The sequence below is a fragment of the Lacihabitans soyangensis genome, from assembly GCF_024343775.1.
GTDB lineage: Bacteria > Bacteroidota > Bacteroidia > Cytophagales > Spirosomataceae > Leadbetterella > Leadbetterella soyangensis.
In genome coordinates, this window is record NZ_RJUF01000023.1 from 1 (window position 1) to 18110 (window position 18110).

Genomic DNA, 18110 nt, shown 5'->3' on the forward strand with positions numbered 1-18110 from the left:
GGTGTTTTTCTGGGGAGTACTTTGGAAACAAACCAATCCTATAGCTGCCGTAATGGTTTTGGCGGGTTCTCCCTTTATTGGTTTAGGATGTGATTGGATATTTGAAAACATACTGATTCAATACCCATTTATCAGACAAACCTTCGGCGAAACCTTCAACTTTTTGTATCGTGTATTTTCAATTTTTTTAATAGGCTCAATTTTGCTGGTGATATGGAGTAAATATCTAAATGCAAATGGAAAGGCCAAGATTGCAGAATTCGATTTAGGCATATCCTTATCTGGCATTGGAAGTACCTTGTTTTGGTTTTTACTTACTCAAATTCCATTTATAGTAGTAGCATTATTGGGCCTGATTTCACCTCAAACAGCAGCCACTCCAGCCGCAATTGTTTGTTTGCTTTTGTTTGTTTGGTTTCACAAACGGGCAAAAGATGAAATGACTTTATTTAAATCAGATATATTTTATGCAGGCTTGCTTACTTCTTCCATGATTTGGATTATGTTTTATTTTGCATAATATTACTGCAAATTGTAAAAGGATAATATTTCAAACTAATGTCACAAAAAGTAATTATCATAGGTGCAAGTTCGGGAATAGGCAAGGCTCTTGCTATAAAATATGCCCAAGAGGGGTTTGAGGTCGGAATAACGGCAAGAAGAACAAATTTGCTCCAAAAAATTGTAGAGGAATTACCAAGGGCCAAATTCTACATTGCAGAAATGGATGTGGAAAAAGTGGAGAGTACTCGGAACATTTTGGCTGATTTGGTGGAAAAAATGGGCGGATTGGATATCCTCATCATCAATGCGGGCATTGGTATTCCAAAGGCGAGTTTTGAAGACGAACTCAAAACCATTGATATCAACGCCCGTGGATTTATGGGTTTGGCTCAATGGGCCTATTATTATTTTAAATCTAAGGGAAGCGGAAAAATTGTAGGTATTTCTTCAGTTGCAGGTGAAAGAGGAGGGCCAACTTCGCCCGAATACCATGCCACCAAGGCATTTGCTTCCACTTATATGGAAGGACTAAGGATTCGTTCTAAAAAGAGAAATCATGGCGTAAAAGTAATAGATGTACGGCCAGGTTATGTTGAAACTGAAATGACTGACGGTCAAAGAGGGATGTTTTGGGTCGCCAAAGCCGACAAGGTGGCAAACCAGATTTTTGACGCCGTCTTAGCGGATAAACCTGTGGTGTATGTCACTAAGAGATTTAGAATAATAGGTTTCCTCATGCGTAATTTGCCAGAGTGGATTTTGGTGAAGATGATGTAAAAAAACACCCCAACCAATTACTCAGTCGGGGTGAATTTTATCAAAAAAACAAAAGATTCTTATTATTCAGCCGCTTTGTATTAGACGAAACTTCTGTCTATAACTTTTACTATTTTTGGTTAAACAGATTTTCATTTTTTGGATGATCTAAATCTCAAAGCTGACCACAGAGTGGTCATACTATATTAGCTTAGAGGTCATCGAAATAACGCATTTTCGACCTCAGCGAGGTCGAAGAATTTGGTATTTTGGAATATAGAAGTTCGACCTCTCTGAGGTCTATTATGGATTTTTCGTTTATTTCGTTAATAAATTTTGACCTCTCTGAGGTCATCCATATCAATATTTTTATATGCCAAGTGCGTGAAAATTTAGGCTAAAGAAGGGAGAAGTTTGAATTGCGATTATTGAAGATGATGTAAAAAAACACCCCAACCAATTTCTCAGTCGGGGTGAATTCTATCAAAAAAACAAAATATTCTTAATTTTCAGCTGCTTTGAATTCCTCAAAGCTCCTCACTTTCAATTCAGGCATTTTGGCTTTTACCATGGCTGGTGCCAATTTGTCTAAACTTGCTTTAAAACCTTCCATCTGTGTTTTGGCTGCCGAAAGTTTCTCGTCCAATACCTTCATGCTGGCCAATTGTGCGTTGGTTGGGCGGCCCGTATAACTCAAAACCTCACCATACAAACCTGAGATTTTTTCTCTCAATTGCGGCTCGGCAGCACCTACGTAGTTGTCTCCCTTCAATACCACCAAAGTTTCTTTCAGTGTTTGCATTTTGCTTGCAATGTCGGCCACTGGGAATTGTTTTTTCAATTTAGTCGAGGTCAATTTCGGTGAAATGGAGTCGATTTTTATTTTGTAATTGTCTATTTGGTCAACCAAATAACCCAATTCCTCACTCATATTGAAAAGCTTCATTGCGGTTTCGAACTGCACTTTACGATCATCTGCCGTATGTATCGACTTCGGATTGGCGATTAGGTTCAAGGTGCTTTCGTAAGTTTTTGCTCCCTTGGTTATTTTTACTTTGTAAGGTCCGGGAAGAACAGTTGGGCCTTGGAATCCAGCCTGAATTATTGTTTTTCCTTTTGCAACCTTTGGTGGTTTGAGACTGTAAGTCCAATCCACATAATTGATGCCTTTCGATTTACCAGGTGCTAAATCGGCAATTTTCTTGTCGTTTTGGTCGAATATTTCCAAAGACATTTTGCCAAAAGTGTGACGGCTCTTCAAATAATACACCACTTGTGCCATTGAGTTTGGGTTTTCACCTACGAATTCTCCCATACGAGCATAGCCTCCAAATGCACCTGATTCGGCCATTTTGGTAGGTTTTGTAGTGAAGAAATGCAGATCTTTGGCTATAATTTCTTTTGTCAGCTGTCTTAGAGGCGAAATATCGTCGATGATAATTACTCCTCTACCATGTGTAGCCATCACTAAAGCATCTTCGGTCGGATGAAGGGCAATCCAGTGTACTGCAACTGGAGGCATATTGTTCTTAAACTGCGACCAGTTTTGTCCACCATCGATAGTAACATAAAGTCCGCCCTCTGTGCCTAAAAACAACAAATTAGGGTTTTTGTAGTCTTCTTTGATGTTTCTTACGAATGATTTCAAATCAGGTGAAACGATAGATTTCCAAGTTTTACCAGCGTCTGTAGTTTTGTACACGTAAGGTTTAAAATCTCCACTGGTGTAACCAGTGAATACCGCATAAGCCGTATTTTTATCAAAACTACTTGGTTCTATAAAATATGCCCATGTGTTTTTTGGAAGATTCGGGATATTGGCCGTTACATTGGTCCATGTTTTTCCTCCGTCTTGAGTTAATTGAACATTACCGTCGTCTGTACCTACCCAAATGATGTTTTGGTCTAAAGGAGATTCATTAATCGCAAATATGGTACAGTGATTTTCAGCACCCGAATTATCCATGCTCAAGCCACCTGAATTTTCTTGTTGCTGCTTGGCAGGGTCGTTTGTTGTCAGGTCTGGAGAGATTTTTACCCATGTTTCACCACGATCGTCTGATTTATGTAAAAACTGGCTTCCAACATACAATCTATCAGCATTGTGCGGACTAGTTGTAATTGGCGTATTCCAGTTGAATCTAAATTTCGGGTCATTGGACTCAGGAAATGGCTTTATGGTTTTTACTGAGTTTTTTTCAAGATTTATTCTCCAAATATTCTCAGCACCCTGCATTTCAGAGTAAACGATATTTGGGTCTTTTGGATGTGGAAATGTTCTGAAACCATCACCCGCTCCAACAGAAATCCAATCGCGGTTTTCTATACCACCTGGCTTAGAAGATGGTCCAACCCACGAGCCGTTATCTTGCAAACCGCCGTAAACTTTAAACGGTGTTTGATTGTCTATCGCAACTTGGTAAAATTGAGAAACTGGTATTCCTTTGGCCATGTCCCAAATAGATCCACCATCATAAGAACGGTAAAAACCACCATCATCGCACAAATAAATACGATTTGAATCATGAATGTCGAACCAAAAATCGTGAATGTCAGCGTGAATTCCACCGCCAATAGCCTTGAAGGTTTTACCACCGTCTTTACTCACCGAACCATTATAGCCTGCCTTAAACACGATATCTGGATTTTTTGGGTCGACTACAATTCTTGAAAAATAGAATGGACGTACTACCAACTCAAAATCCCCGTTGGTGCGTTTCCAACTCGCTCCTGCGTCTTCAGATCTGTAAAGACCCTTGTCCGCATCTTTTTCCGATTCTATAACAGAGTAAAGAATATTGGGATTGGATGGTGCCGCAGCAATGGCGATTCTACCCAATTTACCCGTAGGGAAACCATTATGAATCTTGTTCCAGGTTTTACCACCATCGGTGGTTTTGTAGAGAGCACTATTCTCACCACCTGAATTGAACGAATACGCCGTTCTGCGGAATTCCCAAAAAGAAGCATACATGATGTTTGGATTTTTGGGGTCCATTACCAAATCAGAACATCCGGTGGAGGCGTTTACATAAAATATTTTTTCCCAAGTTTTGCCCCCGTCCGTTGTTTTGTACACACCACGGTCTTGGCTATCGCTCCAAAGAGCACCCAAGACACCCACAAAAACTTCCTTGGTATTGTTTGGATTAACTTTAATCGAGCTTATTCTCTCAGAATTCGCCAAACCCATATTGGTCCAGTTTTGGCCGCCGTCGGTTGATTTGTAGATACCATCGCCAATGGTAACTGAGTTTCGGGTCCAGATTTCGCCAGTTCCTACCCAAATCACTTGGTCTGGATTTTTTGGATCAACGGTAATGGCCCCTATAGATTGATTGTGTTTATCGAAAATCGGATTGAAGGTAACTCCGCCGTCACCTGTTTTCCAAACACCGCCACCAGCTGCACCAGCAAAAAGCACTTTGTTGTTAGTCGGATGGCCTTCGATGTCAGTGATACGTCCACTCATCAAGGCAGGGCCGATGTGCCTAGCCCGCATGGAGCCAAAAATCTCATCGCCTTTAATTGGCAATGCCTCTTGAGCAAAAACTCCCATGCTCAAGCTCAAGATTGAACTTAAAAGTGTAAATTTTTTCATACTTTTTTGTAAAAAAAATGCCTCATTCAAGTTTTCAAATGAGGCATAAGGTTTTAGAGATTATTAATCAATTGGAAATGCAAATTCTTTGTTGTCAATTGCAACGTTCATTTCTAGTTTTTCCATGGCCATACTAAATACTACCTGACCATTCATTTTTTGACTAACGGTGAATGGGAAAAATAGGCCGTTAACTTCTTGGTAATCACTCATTAGTGTTTCTATCGCCTGGTCTTTGCCTGGGCCTTTCTTCATAACGCTACGGTTCATGATGACAACTCCATTTTCCTTGTCGAAGAAATAGAAGCTAAAGTCTTCCTCTTCTTTACCATCTACTTTGATTGGCTTTTTGGTCAGTTTTATTTTGTAACAATCCGTTCCTTCCACTTTTTCTTCTCCTTCCAGAGCAATGCTGTAGCCTTTGGCCTTGTAGTCTAAAAATGGATCTGGGAAATCCATTGACTTGGCGGCATTTTCGCTATCTTCAGCCTCGCCTTTTTCAGCTTTCATGGTCATGAAGTTCGTTTTCCAAGTTTCTTTTCCGTCAAATGCTGACATCGTAATCTCCTTTCCTTGAAAAGAAACACTTTGCTTCATCAAGTTTGGAGCTTTCTGCAAACTGGTTATCGGGAATTCCATACCTCCTTGTTTGCCTTTTGCAGTCATTTTAACGGACTTTAACTCAGCCCATTTAGCTGCTCCTCCTGTTACCTCGATGTATTTGTTTACTATTTCTTCGGCAGTTTGTGCCTGTGCGAATGTTGCTGCGAAAGTCAGTACTGACGCTAGTAGAAGTTTAATTGTTTTTTTCATTTATTCAAAGATTATTTTAGGATGTAAAAATATTGTTATTTCGAATTAACAAACTTAAAATTGGTACAAATGGTTTTTTTCTCATTTGGGGTATAAGATTTAGTACCGCCAACTACTCAAATCCTTACCAAGGGGCGTTGTTTTTTTCATATCTTCTACCCATTTGGGAATAAACATTCTGTGATAACGTAACCGACTGATATAATTGGGCTGGGTGTGATCTCCATTCCAGCAATGTTCTGCTCGGTCGCCATAATCTACCTCACCCTCGTAGGCAGGGCTATTTAGGTTTTTGAGTTCTTCCTCGGCCAGGTACACGGCATTGTTTAAATAGAAATTATCCATATCGCCACAGTAAATTCTGATTTTTCCACGCCATTTGTCGCCATATTTTGGCCAATCTCGTTTCAAAATATAGGTTAAATCGTAGTTTTCCTTCCAATATTCAGCTACTTTTTTGTTTATAACACCACTTTTTTTGTCCCAAATGGGCTCAGGATATCCGTCTGCTCCATTGGGGGAGTACACGGCCTCCCAAATGTCCCATTGCTGTCCTCCACGTGATTTGGTTCCAAGTGCCAACTCTCTCATGTTCATATCTTTGAGCGTAGCTGAAATTTGACCAAGATAATTGCGGTGACCAGGCCTTAAGGTTGGTTTGAACTCGCTTTCATAGTAATAGGCATTTTTGTCTTTGTAAATATCAACGGTTGTAAAGGCCCTAAAATCTATAGGGTCGGGACAAGCAGCATAGCAGCCGTTGTACTCATCGGGATATTTTACTTGCACAGCCAAAGCCTCCCAGCCACCGGTAGAACCTCCATAGGTAAATCTTGCCCAACCCTCTCCAATTCCTCTGAACTGCTTTTCGATATAAGGTATCAATTCATAGGTTATGGCATCGCCATAAGGCCCAATGTTTTCGGAATTTACAGCGTAAGAATCATCATAATATGGACAAGGATGCTGTATTTCAATGGCCAAAACCCTTGGAAAATTTGGCCCAGTCCACATTTTGTAAAAATCATAGGCTTCTTGTTGGACTATTTTTTCGTAGCCATAAATATTAAATCTCGAATTGTAATCATTGGCTAAATTCTCATCTGGAGGCGTGGTTCTGAAACCATCAAAATCGCTAGGAAAATGACCATGATAAATAGCCAAGGGATATTTTACGTCTTTTTTCTCTTCAAAACCCTCAGGTAAAAGTATATGAGCACCTAAGTACATGGGTCTGCCCCAAAATTCGGTCAAAAGTTTGCTTTGAATTTTGATGTGTTTGATATACTTGGTATCCTTGGGTTCTTCTATTGGTGGTATGGTTTGATCTAAACTTACTTTAAATATTTGAGTACTTTTGGGATTTATAGATACTTTAAGAGGTTTAGAATAAATATTTCCGGGAGCAAGATTCCACTGTTGGCCCTCTCCACGGTCCATGGGTAATTTTACAGTTTTACCATCTTTACGATTGAAAGTTTCATATTTGTGTAATAAAACCTGCACATAATAGTCGCCGGCGGGAATATTTTTTAAGGCTTCAATAGGATAACCGAAAGTATTGCCCGTGGTCATTATTTGAGGTTTGGTACTCGGCCAATTATCTAATGTTAAACCAAAAACCAATTGGGTGTCGTGTCCGTCTAAAACCTGAAAGCGTGGCTCGGCTTTATTATTTTTGGATAAAAGAAGCAGTAATCGACCATCCAATAGGCCTTTTTCGTTAGGAAATGAAACTTGAAAGGTGGTTTGAGCGAAGATGGTACTGCTTATAAATAAAAGTAAGAAAAGGAAAAGATTTTTCATGTTATGCCTTGTTTTTGAAGATTTAAATATAAGAAAACATATGCATTTAACCAGCCACAACAGTTGTTTTTTTCTTTTTTGTTTATGTGATTCTATTTGATCCTCAATCTTCTGAAATAGTATTCAAAAATTTATCATAAGTAAAGCCAAAATGGTTTTTCAGTCGCCTATTTTTGTATACAGTAAATAGAAATTAGGATTGATATTTAATCATTATCAACGTATCCTCAATTAAATTTTACAAGTTTGTTTTTAAAAATCCCAAAACTTGGTGAGCTGAATTCAACTAAATATTTAATATGAATTGTCTTGATAAAATATAATTTCTTGATAGTATATTTATACTTAATTAACAAAATTCATTTCTTTATTGGTTGGTTATGTTAAAAAACATCTACTTTTTGATAGCATTTATCATTTTAGGCCTATTTTCCTGCAATAAAAACCAAAAAACACCCGATGGCTTTGAGATTCAAGACGGCTTCAAATTAGAATTGGTAGCTTCCGAACCCCTCATCAAGGACCCCGTTGACTTAGAATTCAATGAAAAAGGTGACGCCATGGTACTCGAAATGCCCGGCTACCCAATGGAAGATAAACAAAGCCGTATATTGATATTGAAAGATAAAAACAAGGATGGCGTATATGATAGCACAATTGTCTTTATGGACAATCTGGGTTTGGCAGACTCATTTATGCCTTACAAAAAAGGCGTTTTAGTAGCAGCACCTCCCTATTTGTTGCAATTACATGACGATAATGGCGATTATATAGTAGAAAAGATTGATACGCTCATGGGTGGATTTGCCAAAGAAAATCTTCAACATAATTATAACGGATTGACTTATGGTATTGACAATTGGATATACGCCGCCAATGGTGGTAATGACGGAAAACCATACTGGTGGGGCGATACCACCACTGCCATGGATTTACGTGGCCAAGATTTAAGATTCAACCTCGAAACCCGCCAAATGGAACGCCTTGGCGAATCGTCTGGGGGCTTTGGTTTGGCCATGGATGAATACGGACGTTTTTTTGAAACACATAATTTGACCCATATTTCACATTTGGTTTTTCCTGATAGATATTTGAAAGGAAGGCAAATTTTACCAGAAAATACCTTACAAAACATATCTGATCATGAGGAAAATGGTTTGGCTAGGATTTTCCCAATCGGTGAGCAAGAAGATAGGGTGAATCATCCTGAGCAGTCGGGCTATTTTTCGGGTTCTTGTGGCGTAACTTATTACGGAGGTGGTGCCTTTGGCGATAAATATAAAAATACCGTTTGGGTAGCCGATGTGGTATTGAACCTGATTCATGTCGATAAAATAAAACCCAATGGTGCATCTTTTACAGCATCGAGGATTTTTGAAAACAAAGATTTTTTGGCGAGTTCTGACCGGGCTTTTCGGCCAGTAAATATGAGTGTCGGGCCAGATGGCTCTATGTATGTGATAGATATTCACCGTAAAGTAATTGAGCATCCCGAATGGATTCCTGATGAAATCGAAAAAACATTAGACCTCAATGCTGGTAAAAACCAAGGTAGAATCTATAAAATTTCATTAGAAAATGAAAGCTTTGATTTTAAACAATTTAGCTCAAGCGAAGGCTTGGTTCAATCACTTAAAAACCCCAATCAATGGGTACGAAATACAGCTCAACGGCTTTTGATGGAAAACGTATTGAGCAATGAAACTTTTTTGGGTCTGAAAAAACTTCTTGAGTCTGATAATGAATTGGCTCGTCTTCATGCCATTTGGATTTTGAGTTATTCAGGCAAGCTAACACCAAACGAAGTGGCCGCGGCACTAAAAGATAAAAATGCAGCAAACCGAGAAAATGTTTTGAAGATTGCCGAAAATTATTTACCCGAAAGTGAATCGATTTTGGACAAAATAATTGGCTTACTCAATGACCCAGATGCACGAGTGAGAATGCAGGCTGCCTTGAGTTTAAGTATGTTGCCTGAGAATCACCCTTTTTATAAGAAAAATCAGGATTTGATTCTGGAATCATTGGCAAAAACCGCAAAATTGCCCAATGACGAATGGAATATAGCAGCCATTACCTTGGCAGCTCAAACAAAAACTGTGGAACTTTTTGCTCGAATTTCTCAAGAAAAAAACGTTAACGCCTCACTTTTGGCTTCATTGGCTTTGAATATTTCTGGTGAAACAGATGATGTTCTTTCCATTTTAAATCATCTTTCAACAAGCCCAATTTCAGATAAAGAAAAGACTTTGGTGGTAAGCCAATTGGCTAAGCAGACCGAAAAGGTAAATGGAAAAAGTATTGAAAATCAGATAAGCCAACTAGAACATAAGGCAGGACTGAATTTTCTGACTTCGTTGGCTTCATTAAGGCAAAAACTTAAACTACAGCCGTCATCACAATTCTTAAAGTACAGCAAATCGGCCTCCAAAAATGTGTTAGACGCTTCGCTTCCAGATTCGGTTCGAGTTCAATACCTTTCCTTGCTTGACTTTCTGCCTTATGCTCAAAAATCAACAATTTTATTTGAATGTCTCAAAAACAATCAACCGCTGAAACTTCAAGAAAACGCTTTGCGACAGCTTTCAAATTACAGAGAAAAAGAAATTGGGCATAAAGTGGTGGCCATGTGGAAAGCCCTTAGTCCACAGACCCGCCGCTATGCCAGTGACTTGTTGTTGTATATTGAATCTAACCACGATGCCTTGCTCACTGGCCTTGAAAAAGGCATTATCAATATCGGTGAAATGAATTTTGACCTTGAAAGAAGACGTACCTTGCTTTGGTGGACCGATAATGAAAACACCAAATCCAGAGCCAAAAGGCTTTTTTCTGACTCTGGTGTGAGTAATCGTCAGGCAGCAATGGACAAAATGAAACCAGCCTTGACGCTGAAAGGAAATAATTTAAATGGTGAAAAAGTATTTAGCAATACCTGTGCTACCTGCCATAAATACGGTAGTATTGGCAAAGAAGTTGGCCCCGTTTTGACAGAAATCAGCCGAAAAAGTAAAGCTACCATGCTACACGACATACTGGACCCAAATGCTGCCGTTGACCCCAAATATGTGAATCACAGCCTCGAAACCAAAAGCGGTGCCATTCATATGGGAATTGTGGCCAACGAAACCGACAAGTCTGTTACTATTCATAAAATTGGTGGCGAAAAAGTATTGATCAATAAAAGTGACATCAAGAAGTTTCGCTCTATGGGTACTTCTTTGATGATGGAGGGTTTTGAAAATGCCCTTTCTAATCAAGAAATGGCAGATTTATTGGAGTTTTTACAAAAAGGAGGAAAGAAATAATATGAAAAAGATTTTTTTAGTTTTTTTGGTTCAATTGTTTTTCCAGCAAATAATAGCTCAGAATTTGAAGGTTGGGGCTTCTTCAGCCATCATAAATCCCCAGATAGGGGCTTATATAGCTGGCGATAAACAAGATAGGAAATTCACAGGGATTCATGACAACCTGTACGCCAAAGCAGTTGTGATCAGCCACAACAACTCAAATGTGGCCATAGTAACTATAGATTGCATAGGTTTGCTGTATACAGATGTTTTGAAAATAAGGAAAAAGACATCTGAAATATGCAAAATGCCTGCCGATAGAATTGTGATAAGTTCTACGCACACGCATGCTGGGCCTGATGTCGTGGGTATTTGGGGCGAAGACTATTCAGCCAGTGGTGTGGACGATGAGTACATGCAATTTTTGATAAATACCACGGCTAATCAAATCAAAAAAGCATTTGAAAATCAAATAAGTGCCAAAGCCTACACCGCCGAAACTACTTTTGGTGAGCCTTGGGTGCAAAATATTTGTAATGAAGAATTGGATAGAAGTTTAAATATCATCCAATTCCGAAATTCTAAGAACAAGGCTATTGCCACCTTATCCAACTTTGCCTGTCACCCTACTTTTATGGATGCCGTGGCATCAGAGGTTTCTGCCGACTTTATTCATGGATATTATGAAGAGCTAAAAAAGACCACGGGCGGCGAGGTACTTTTTTTGCAAGGAGCCATAGGTGGCTGGGTGCAACCTGAAAACGAGCCAAAAACGTTTGAAAATGCCTACAAAAGAGGCAAAGAATTGGCTGAAAAGGTGAATATGGTTTTAAAAACAGCAATTCCACTAAAAAAATCAGTGTTGGTTTTTAGAAGCAAAAAAATAAAAATCCCAGTAGAAAACGAGGCTTGGCAACAATTGGCGGCTTTAGGTACCATCAAAAGGAATTTTGCAGAAACCGTTGAAACAGAGATTTCATTTTTTAAAATCGGCGAAGCTCAGTTTGTTACACATCCCGGCGAAACGGCTCCTTTTTATTCTTTAGAATCAAAAAAAATGATGAAAAATGGCCCTAAGTTTATTTTGGGTCTTGGAAACGACGCTTTGGGATATATCTTAAAACCAGCATATTTTGAAAACCCTAGCCTACCCCATGCCGAATACCTCACCCGCATGTCGGTAGGTAAACAAACTGGGCCAATAGTACTTGAGACAGTTAAGGTGTTGGTGCAAGATTAAGTTCTATTTACAAGTTTTTGAAATGGACAAGTTCATTGTGATTGCACTGGCTTTAAATTGCTCTTAATCAGTTTTTAGTAATTATTATTTATTTTATAATTCTCCAAATTCAACATTTTTTATTAAATTTGGAGAATTATAGGAATTTATATTTCTCCAAATTCAAGTTTTTTAGTTTAAAAGCCTGAAACCCTACCGCTCAAACTCCACATAATGTTCTGAGGCGTATTCGTCGTCGCCTGGTTTGATTCTTTTTACAAAAAAACGTGCCTTTTTGCCTAAAATCAAACAGGTATATTTGTTTTTGATGTCTTCTTCCGTGTTTAAGGGCTGCAATGATGGATACCAGAGTGTGTAGCCAGGCTTTTCAAAAAACAATTCGGGCTTTGTCCATTCTTGGCTGTTAGAGCCTATTGAGAGGTCTTTGTTTTTGTTAAATGAAATATAAATTTTATCCCCTACCCATGATTTTCCTTCAACCTTCCCCATCATCATTACCCAGCAGTCCAAATAGGTATTCCAACTTACTGATGGGCCCCAATGAAAGCCACCTGTAGGAGAAGAGGACGGCCCACCGCCCTCTTCAACAGGAATTTGTAAAGAACTTATGGGTTTACCTATACCATTATAGGGCACAGTAAAAGCCTTTCCATCCCATCTTTTGGCCTTTCCAACAGGATTTTCGAGGTCTTTCAAGGCAATCCGAGCCACACTTATGCACTGTCCCGACCACTCGATTTTTGGGTCATACGTTTTTTCGCTATAAGTACCCGGATACCCATATTCTCCATAAAATAAATAGAGGTATTCTCCACTTGCCACTGCCGAAGGATCACCCACTCCGCCTGCAAAAGTATTGGAGGTATTAAATGGCTTTAAAATCATTCTGGGATCTAGGTCTTCAATAAAAATTCCTTTGTTTTTCCAACTTTTACCCCCATCTGTTGATTTCATGATGCCAATTCTACAGACTGCTGCGGCACTTTTTGGCCCTCTTAATCCCTGTGGCCATTTGTTGTTTTTATACCCTTCGCCAGTTTTTGGATTGTAAGGCAGAGTTTGTGGGTAATTTTCATTGTGATAAATGCCATAAAGAGTCTTGCCTGATTTATCTTTTGCATCTTGGTAAACCGTTTCAAACCAAACTGCACCATGCAAGCCAGGTTTGCCAACCGGGGCGTTTTCGGGCATAATGGGTTCAAAGAAGTTTTCAGAAGGACTTTTAAACACCTCATCTGCATTTTTTCCATCGGCATAGCGATTGTCCACACCAAGTCCCCACACTGGGTCTTCGCCATATTTGCCAGGAAAAATCCGAAAAGTATCTCCTACCCAAGCCTCTGCCATATTGCAATCAACAAAAGAGTTAAACTTCACTTTTTCGGCAGGTAAAAGTTTGAATTTAGGTTTGAAGGATTGAGCAACTGCAAATAGATTGGAGAACAACACAATAGCCAAAATAAAACAGACTTTCTTCATTTTTGATTTAAGGTTAAATAAATAGTATTTTGATTGAAGAAAAATATATTAAACAATCATCCTATCAAATATAAATGAATTTTTTAGACGAAAAATCATAATCAAATTAGAATTATTTAAGGTTAAAAAAAAACTAAGTAATTGAGCCTTAGGACTTCAAACTTTTTTCTAAAAGCATATTGTTAAAAATCAAAAAATAGGATTGTTAAACTTTAATTTGAATATTCAAAACCTACTTATGTATGTTTGATTTTAAAAATGATAAACATTCAGATTGGACTTCTAAAAACCCATTTTCTCAAACGGAATATCAAGCAGCTCAAAAACCGTATCACTCACAAAATTAAAATGCCACCATTCCATTGGGTCAACCTTGAAGCCGTGTTTTTTCATTACAGTTTTTAGTAATTCCCGATTTTTGATGACCTCTTCGGACAATTTCATAAACTCAGGATGAGCCGCATACACCAAAGCGTCAAATGGAGTGGGCATTTTGAGCTCTTTTTTGGTTTTGAGGTCAATCAATGTCAAATCTAAAGCTATGCCTCGATTGTGTTTACTGCCTGTCCATGGCAAACCCATATAAAGTGTATCGGGCAGCATCTCAAACATCTGACAAGTAACCGAATAGGGACGGTAGGCATCATAAATTTTCAAACCATATCCTTGAGCATTTAAATCTTTCTGCACCGCTGCCAATGCCTTTGCCACGGGTAATCTCACTAAAGCCACAGGTTTTTTGTACAATTGGGTGTAGAATACATTTTGGGTGGTGGCATATTTGATATCTAAAGCAATATTGGGCACATAATCTTTGATTGGCACCAATGCTTTATTAGGGTCTTTTTTGATGGTTTCTTTCAGGATTTTGGGGTCTGAAATGATGTAAAGATTGTATTTAATGGTGCTTTGAGAGAAGGAAAATACAGGTAATAGTAAAATTAAGAATATAAGATTTCTCATGGAATCACACGGTTTGTAAGTACAATTTTTCCAATTCATTGGCCGAAATCTCTTTGGCATCAATTACCGAAACTAAGTTTCCCTCTTTCATAATTCCGATGCGGTTGGCTACTTCTTTTGCCCTGAAAATATCGTGGGTAGCCATCAGCACAGCCGTTCCGTTTTGAGCTAATTCACGCAAAATCTCCGAAAATTCGTTGGAAGCTTTTGGGTCAAGTCCCGAAGTGGGTTCATCAAGCAAAAGAGCTTTGGCTTTTTTAGCGATGGCAATGGCAATGCCTACTTTTTGACGCATACCTTTTGAATAGCCGCCAACTCGCTGATTGTGAGCGGTGTTTTGCAAACCTGCTTTGCTCAAAAACGAGCTTAATTCATCTTTTTCGTAAGAAAAACCTGCTAAAGATGAGAAAAACTCCAAGTTTTCGATACCCGAGAGATTTGGGTACAACATCACCGTTTCGGGAATATAGGCGAGGTATTTCTTGGTTTCAAGGGGATTTTCTGCTACCGAAACGCCATTGATGCTTGCCGAGCCACCCGAAGGCTGGATAAATCCCAAAAAGCAGTTAATAGTGGTGGTTTTACCCGCACCATTTTGACCCAACAAGGCAAATATTTCGCCCTCATTGATGGTCAAATTCAGACTATTAAGAGCCTTTTGCTCTCCATAAGTTTTGGTTAAATTCGTTGCTTGTAACATATCTTTTAGATTTAAGTCCCGATAGCTATCGGGATTCGATTTTTGATTGACGATTGTTTTTGCTTTAAATCTGTGAAAATCAGCGTTTCGCAGAATCCGTTTCATCAGCGTGCCATCATGTTTTTACCAAATTTCAATTTCGCCCAAAACACACACAAAATACTGATTATCAATAATGGCAAAAGCATTTTTAGCCAATTGAGACTCGGTTTTTCTTGATAAAATTCTAAACCAAATTTCTTCCAGTTTTCATCAGAAACTGCCGTTTCGGTGAAGATTTTTGGATAAAAATAGAGTCGTTTTTGCTCATGGAAACTTTCCAGTTTTTCGATAAAATTCAGGTAATTATCCATATCCGAAAGACTCAAAGCATTAAGGCTTAACTGAGCATGAATACTGGGAAAAAACATGCCCGCCGTACTGCTGAAGGCATTGCGTTTTTTTAGTTTTTCTTTGAATGCCAAAGCATCTTTTGCTGCCTCATCGTCGCCCATTTGTTGCATGGCGTAGTACCATAGCCAACTGTAATCCTTGCCTTCGGGGTGTTTAAATTGACTAAACTGTGGGTAATGTTGATGAAATTTCGCCACGGTAGGTTCTTTGGGCACATCCCACTTGTTGTGATAGCCATCTCGACTTTCCAGCACGGTGCTGAATGCTTCGGGAACAGGATAAAGATTGACCGTAAGAGCATTGACTCCAGCAGGAACCACGATGGTGAGCGTTACCCATGAAAGCAATAAAATCAAGGCATTTTGGCTCGAATTTTTATGAAAACTGGCTACTAACCAAGCCAAAGTAAACCAAAAAATGATGTACAAAATAGAAGTAAGAATAAATGCCAGAAATACAGCATCAAACGGAATCGCTAAGTAGAATTTGGCAATCATGAGCAGCAACACTAAAATTAAAAACACACTCACGAACCGAATTAAAATCTTTATTCGTAGCATTTTTATCGGATTTCCCGATTGGCTCAATACCAAACTCCAAGTGCCTTCTTCTTTTTCTTCCGAAATCAGATTGAAACAAAATGCAATAATGATGAGCGGAAAAAAGTAAATCAACACGAAACTAAAATCCATGTTTCCGAGCATCTGATACATGGGATTCATCAAATCGGTGGCGTATTTTTGTTCTTCCAAATTACGAATCGTTACGCTTTTTAACGAAGGATTAATATCTCGCTGGCCAATGGCCAAACCTGCTAAATTGGGCATTTCATTTACCAAACCAAAACGCACATAATAAAGCAATAAACCAATTTCTTTTGGGTGAAATTCAACATTTTTGGCAATGCTTTCTTGCTGATAATGAGCGGTTTTTTCAATGATTTCCTTGTTTTTATCTAAAAAATGTTTGCCGATATTGAGGCTAATCAAGCCCGCCACAAACAGTATCAAAAGACCTGTCATCAAGCCTTTTGAACGAAGAAAGTTTTTTAATAATAGTGCTTCCATGTCAAAATGCTTTGAGGTTTTTAATCGAATAATTAACTAAGAAAAACAGTCCTAAAGTCCATACAATCAGTGAAATAATTGAAATGACTTCGTTTTTAAATACCTGAATTAAACTCAAAAACTGATGATGGAAATCGGGTAAATCAGACCAGTGTTTTTTGCTGATGATAGCTTTTTTATCGGCCGAAGTTTTTACTTTATTGCCGATGTATTTTATCTGTAATTCATTCATGGTTTGAGCCAAATGGTATCTGAAATCTTCGGCTTGATTCTGAAAATCGTTGTAAGCCGAGTGATCAGTTCCTGAAAGTGCCATCGAAAGGTTCTTGATAGCCATGTAAGGATTCAGAAATGCCGTAAAACGTACCACATTTTGCTGTTTTTGGTAGGTTTCAACCAAATGTGCCTGATGTTTTTTGTAGGTTTCGGCACTGAGTTTTTCACCCTCACGCATCACATAACCGCTGTAATTGAAAGGTAATTTATGCGTAGAATCTACATTATATGCAATAAGCAATGAGTCTTTTAATGCCTTGAAATGTGGGTCATTGGGGTTGTGACTGTCGCCCTGCCTGATGAGTTCTTGTTCTACGTTAGTGTCAAATTCAATCTTTGAAGGTGATGGAAAAAGATTTTGACCTACTACCTGCGAAACTTTGGGCAACATCAAGGTAAAAAATAACCAAAATCCAATCAGCGAAGTTAGAGCCGACTTCGAAGATTTTGCCTTTGCCGATACCAAAATAGCCAGTACAGAAAGTATAAAAAAGTAAGCTAAGTAACTGATAATAAGAAAGAAAAAACGGATATAACTTTGCGGATTTTCGGAGGCAAATTCATTGAAAATCAACAAAATAAAGCCAACAATGACCGATGGCACAAAAATACTCAAAGCCAAGGCAAACAAACCAAGCGATTTACCCAAAATGAGTTCTTGCCAACTCACACCCTGCGTGAGCAAAATTCGTAGCGTGCCGTGTTCTCTTTCACGTGCCACCATATCAAAGCCCCAAAAGAAAATGAGTAGAGGTAACAATAGTTGTAAAATCATTCCTGCCGAAATTTCACCAAAACGCAGCAATCCATTCGACAAACTGGCTTCCGAAAAGTTGACGGTATTTTGTTTGTGGGCTTCTAAAAAAACGGCATTTCCTACGTAGCTATCCATGCCAAAATCGAAGAAACTCAGAGGAAAACGATTTCTGAATGCCACATAGCCATAATGTGCCATGCGGTGTGGATGTTTATCAGGGCGATTTTCCCAGCGTTCACGCACTTCGAGGCTGTAATGTTCTACGGTTTCTTGTTGATTTACAAGGTATTTGTACCCAGAAAACAAAGCAAAAAACAATAAACCATTAAAAATCCCAATAAGCCAAAGCGTACTGGAATTCTTGATTTTACTGGTCCAAACCTGTTTTGAAATGAGTTTTAGTATTTTGTTTCGCATTTCTTTCCTGGATTTATGGAACGCTGATGACGCTGATATTCTACCGCT

Annotated in this window: 11 protein-coding genes and 1 pseudogene; 4 read left to right on the plus strand and 8 right to left on the minus strand. The window is 38.7% G+C overall.

Annotated features, from left to right (window positions below; genetic code table 11):
- A pseudogene (locus tag EGI31_RS09610) lies at window positions 1-520 on the plus strand (SLC5 family protein); the annotation flags it as partial.
- Between the two features lie 38 nt (window positions 521-558).
- Window positions 559-1281: an SDR family NAD(P)-dependent oxidoreductase gene (locus tag EGI31_RS09615; RefSeq protein WP_255037017.1), complete on the plus strand. Its 723-nt coding sequence runs from the start codon at window positions 559-561 to the stop codon at window positions 1279-1281.
- Between the two features lie 481 nt (window positions 1282-1762).
- On the opposite strand, the gene EGI31_RS09620 is transcribed toward EGI31_RS09615, so the two are convergent.
- The 3 genes from EGI31_RS09620 to EGI31_RS09630 all read right to left on the minus strand — a co-directional run bounded on the left by EGI31_RS09620 (window position 1763) and on the right by EGI31_RS09630 (window position 7480).
- Window positions 1763-4861 carry a WD40/YVTN/BNR-like repeat-containing protein gene (locus tag EGI31_RS09620; RefSeq protein ID WP_255037018.1) on the minus strand — a complete coding sequence of 1033 codons (3099 nt, stop codon included), beginning with the start codon at window positions 4859-4861 and terminating at the stop codon, window positions 1763-1765.
- A 63-nt stretch (window positions 4862-4924) separates the two neighbouring features.
- On the minus strand, window positions 4925-5674 hold the full coding sequence (locus EGI31_RS09625) for an outer membrane lipoprotein-sorting protein (RefSeq protein ID WP_255037019.1): 750 nt from the start codon (window positions 5672-5674) through the stop codon (window positions 4925-4927).
- Between the two features lie 99 nt (window positions 5675-5773).
- Window positions 5774-7480, minus strand: a complete 1707-nt coding sequence (locus EGI31_RS09630; protein ID WP_255037020.1) for an alpha/beta hydrolase — start codon at window positions 7478-7480, stop codon at window positions 5774-5776.
- Window positions 7481-7881: 401 nt separating this feature from the next.
- On the opposite strand from EGI31_RS09630, the gene EGI31_RS09635 reads away from it, so the two are divergent.
- A complete protein-coding gene (locus EGI31_RS09635; protein ID WP_255037021.1) occupies window positions 7882-10788 on the plus strand; it encodes a PVC-type heme-binding CxxCH protein in 2907 nt (968 codons plus the stop codon).
- Between the two features lies 1 nt (window position 10789).
- Window positions 10790-12010 (plus strand): neutral/alkaline non-lysosomal ceramidase N-terminal domain-containing protein, encoded by a 1221-nt coding sequence (locus EGI31_RS09640; protein ID WP_255037022.1) that lies wholly within the window; start codon window positions 10790-10792, stop codon window positions 12008-12010.
- A 192-nt stretch (window positions 12011-12202) separates the two neighbouring features.
- Here EGI31_RS09640 and EGI31_RS09645 read toward each other — a convergent pair whose 3' ends face one another.
- The 5 genes from EGI31_RS09645 to EGI31_RS09665 all read right to left on the minus strand — a co-directional run bounded on the left by EGI31_RS09645 (window position 12203) and on the right by EGI31_RS09665 (window position 18062).
- The gene (locus EGI31_RS09645) at window positions 12203-13489 is read right to left on the minus strand and encodes a hypothetical protein (protein ID WP_255037023.1); all 1287 of its coding nucleotides are present in this window, start codon (window positions 13487-13489) and stop codon (window positions 12203-12205) included.
- 282 nt (window positions 13490-13771) lie between these two features.
- Window positions 13772-14452: a M15 family metallopeptidase gene (locus EGI31_RS09650; RefSeq protein WP_255037024.1), complete on the minus strand. Its 681-nt coding sequence runs from the start codon at window positions 14450-14452 to the stop codon at window positions 13772-13774.
- A 4-nt stretch (window positions 14453-14456) separates the two neighbouring features.
- Entirely contained in the window at window positions 14457-15152 is a 696-nt protein-coding gene (locus tag EGI31_RS09655; protein ID WP_255037064.1) for an ABC transporter ATP-binding protein, read from the minus strand.
- A gap of 104 nt (window positions 15153-15256) precedes the next feature.
- Window positions 15257-16612, minus strand: a complete 1356-nt coding sequence (locus EGI31_RS09660) for a DUF3526 domain-containing protein (protein ID WP_255037025.1) — start codon at window positions 16610-16612, stop codon at window positions 15257-15259.
- A 1-nt stretch (window position 16613) separates the two neighbouring features.
- Complete coding sequence (locus tag EGI31_RS09665; RefSeq protein WP_255037026.1) at window positions 16614-18062, minus strand: ABC transporter permease; 1449 nt, start codon at window positions 18060-18062, stop codon at window positions 16614-16616.
- Window positions 18063-18110: the final 48 nt, after the last annotated feature.

What these genes read in the sequence shown, in the direction of transcription:
- EGI31_RS09620 (WP_255037018.1), bottom strand. Translation starts at nt 4,861, where the DNA reads ATGAAAAAATTTACACTTTTAAGTTCAATCTTGAGCTTGAGCATGGGA.
- EGI31_RS09645 (WP_255037023.1), bottom strand. Translation starts at nt 13,489, where the DNA reads ATGAAGAAAGTCTGTTTTATTTTGGCTATTGTGTTGTTCTCCAATCTA.
- EGI31_RS09630 (WP_255037020.1), bottom strand. Translation starts at nt 7,480, where the DNA reads ATGAAAAATCTTTTCCTTTTCTTACTTTTATTTATAAGCAGTACCATC.
- EGI31_RS09615 (WP_255037017.1), top strand. Translation starts at nt 559, where the DNA reads ATGTCACAAAAAGTAATTATCATAGGTGCAAGTTCGGGAATAGGCAAG.
- EGI31_RS09665 (WP_255037026.1), bottom strand. Translation starts at nt 18,062, where the DNA reads ATGCGAAACAAAATACTAAAACTCATTTCAAAACAGGTTTGGACCAGT.
- EGI31_RS09625 (WP_255037019.1), bottom strand. Translation starts at nt 5,674, where the DNA reads ATGAAAAAAACAATTAAACTTCTACTAGCGTCAGTACTGACTTTCGCA.
- EGI31_RS09655 (WP_255037064.1), bottom strand. Translation starts at nt 15,152, where the DNA reads ATGTTACAAGCAACGAATTTAACCAAAACTTATGGAGAGCAAAAGGCT.
- EGI31_RS09660 (WP_255037025.1), bottom strand. Translation starts at nt 16,612, where the DNA reads ATGGAAGCACTATTATTAAAAAACTTTCTTCGTTCAAAAGGCTTGATG.
- EGI31_RS09640 (WP_255037022.1), top strand. Translation starts at nt 10,790, where the DNA reads ATGAAAAAGATTTTTTTAGTTTTTTTGGTTCAATTGTTTTTCCAGCAA.
- EGI31_RS09650 (WP_255037024.1), bottom strand. Translation starts at nt 14,452, where the DNA reads ATGAGAAATCTTATATTCTTAATTTTACTATTACCTGTATTTTCCTTC.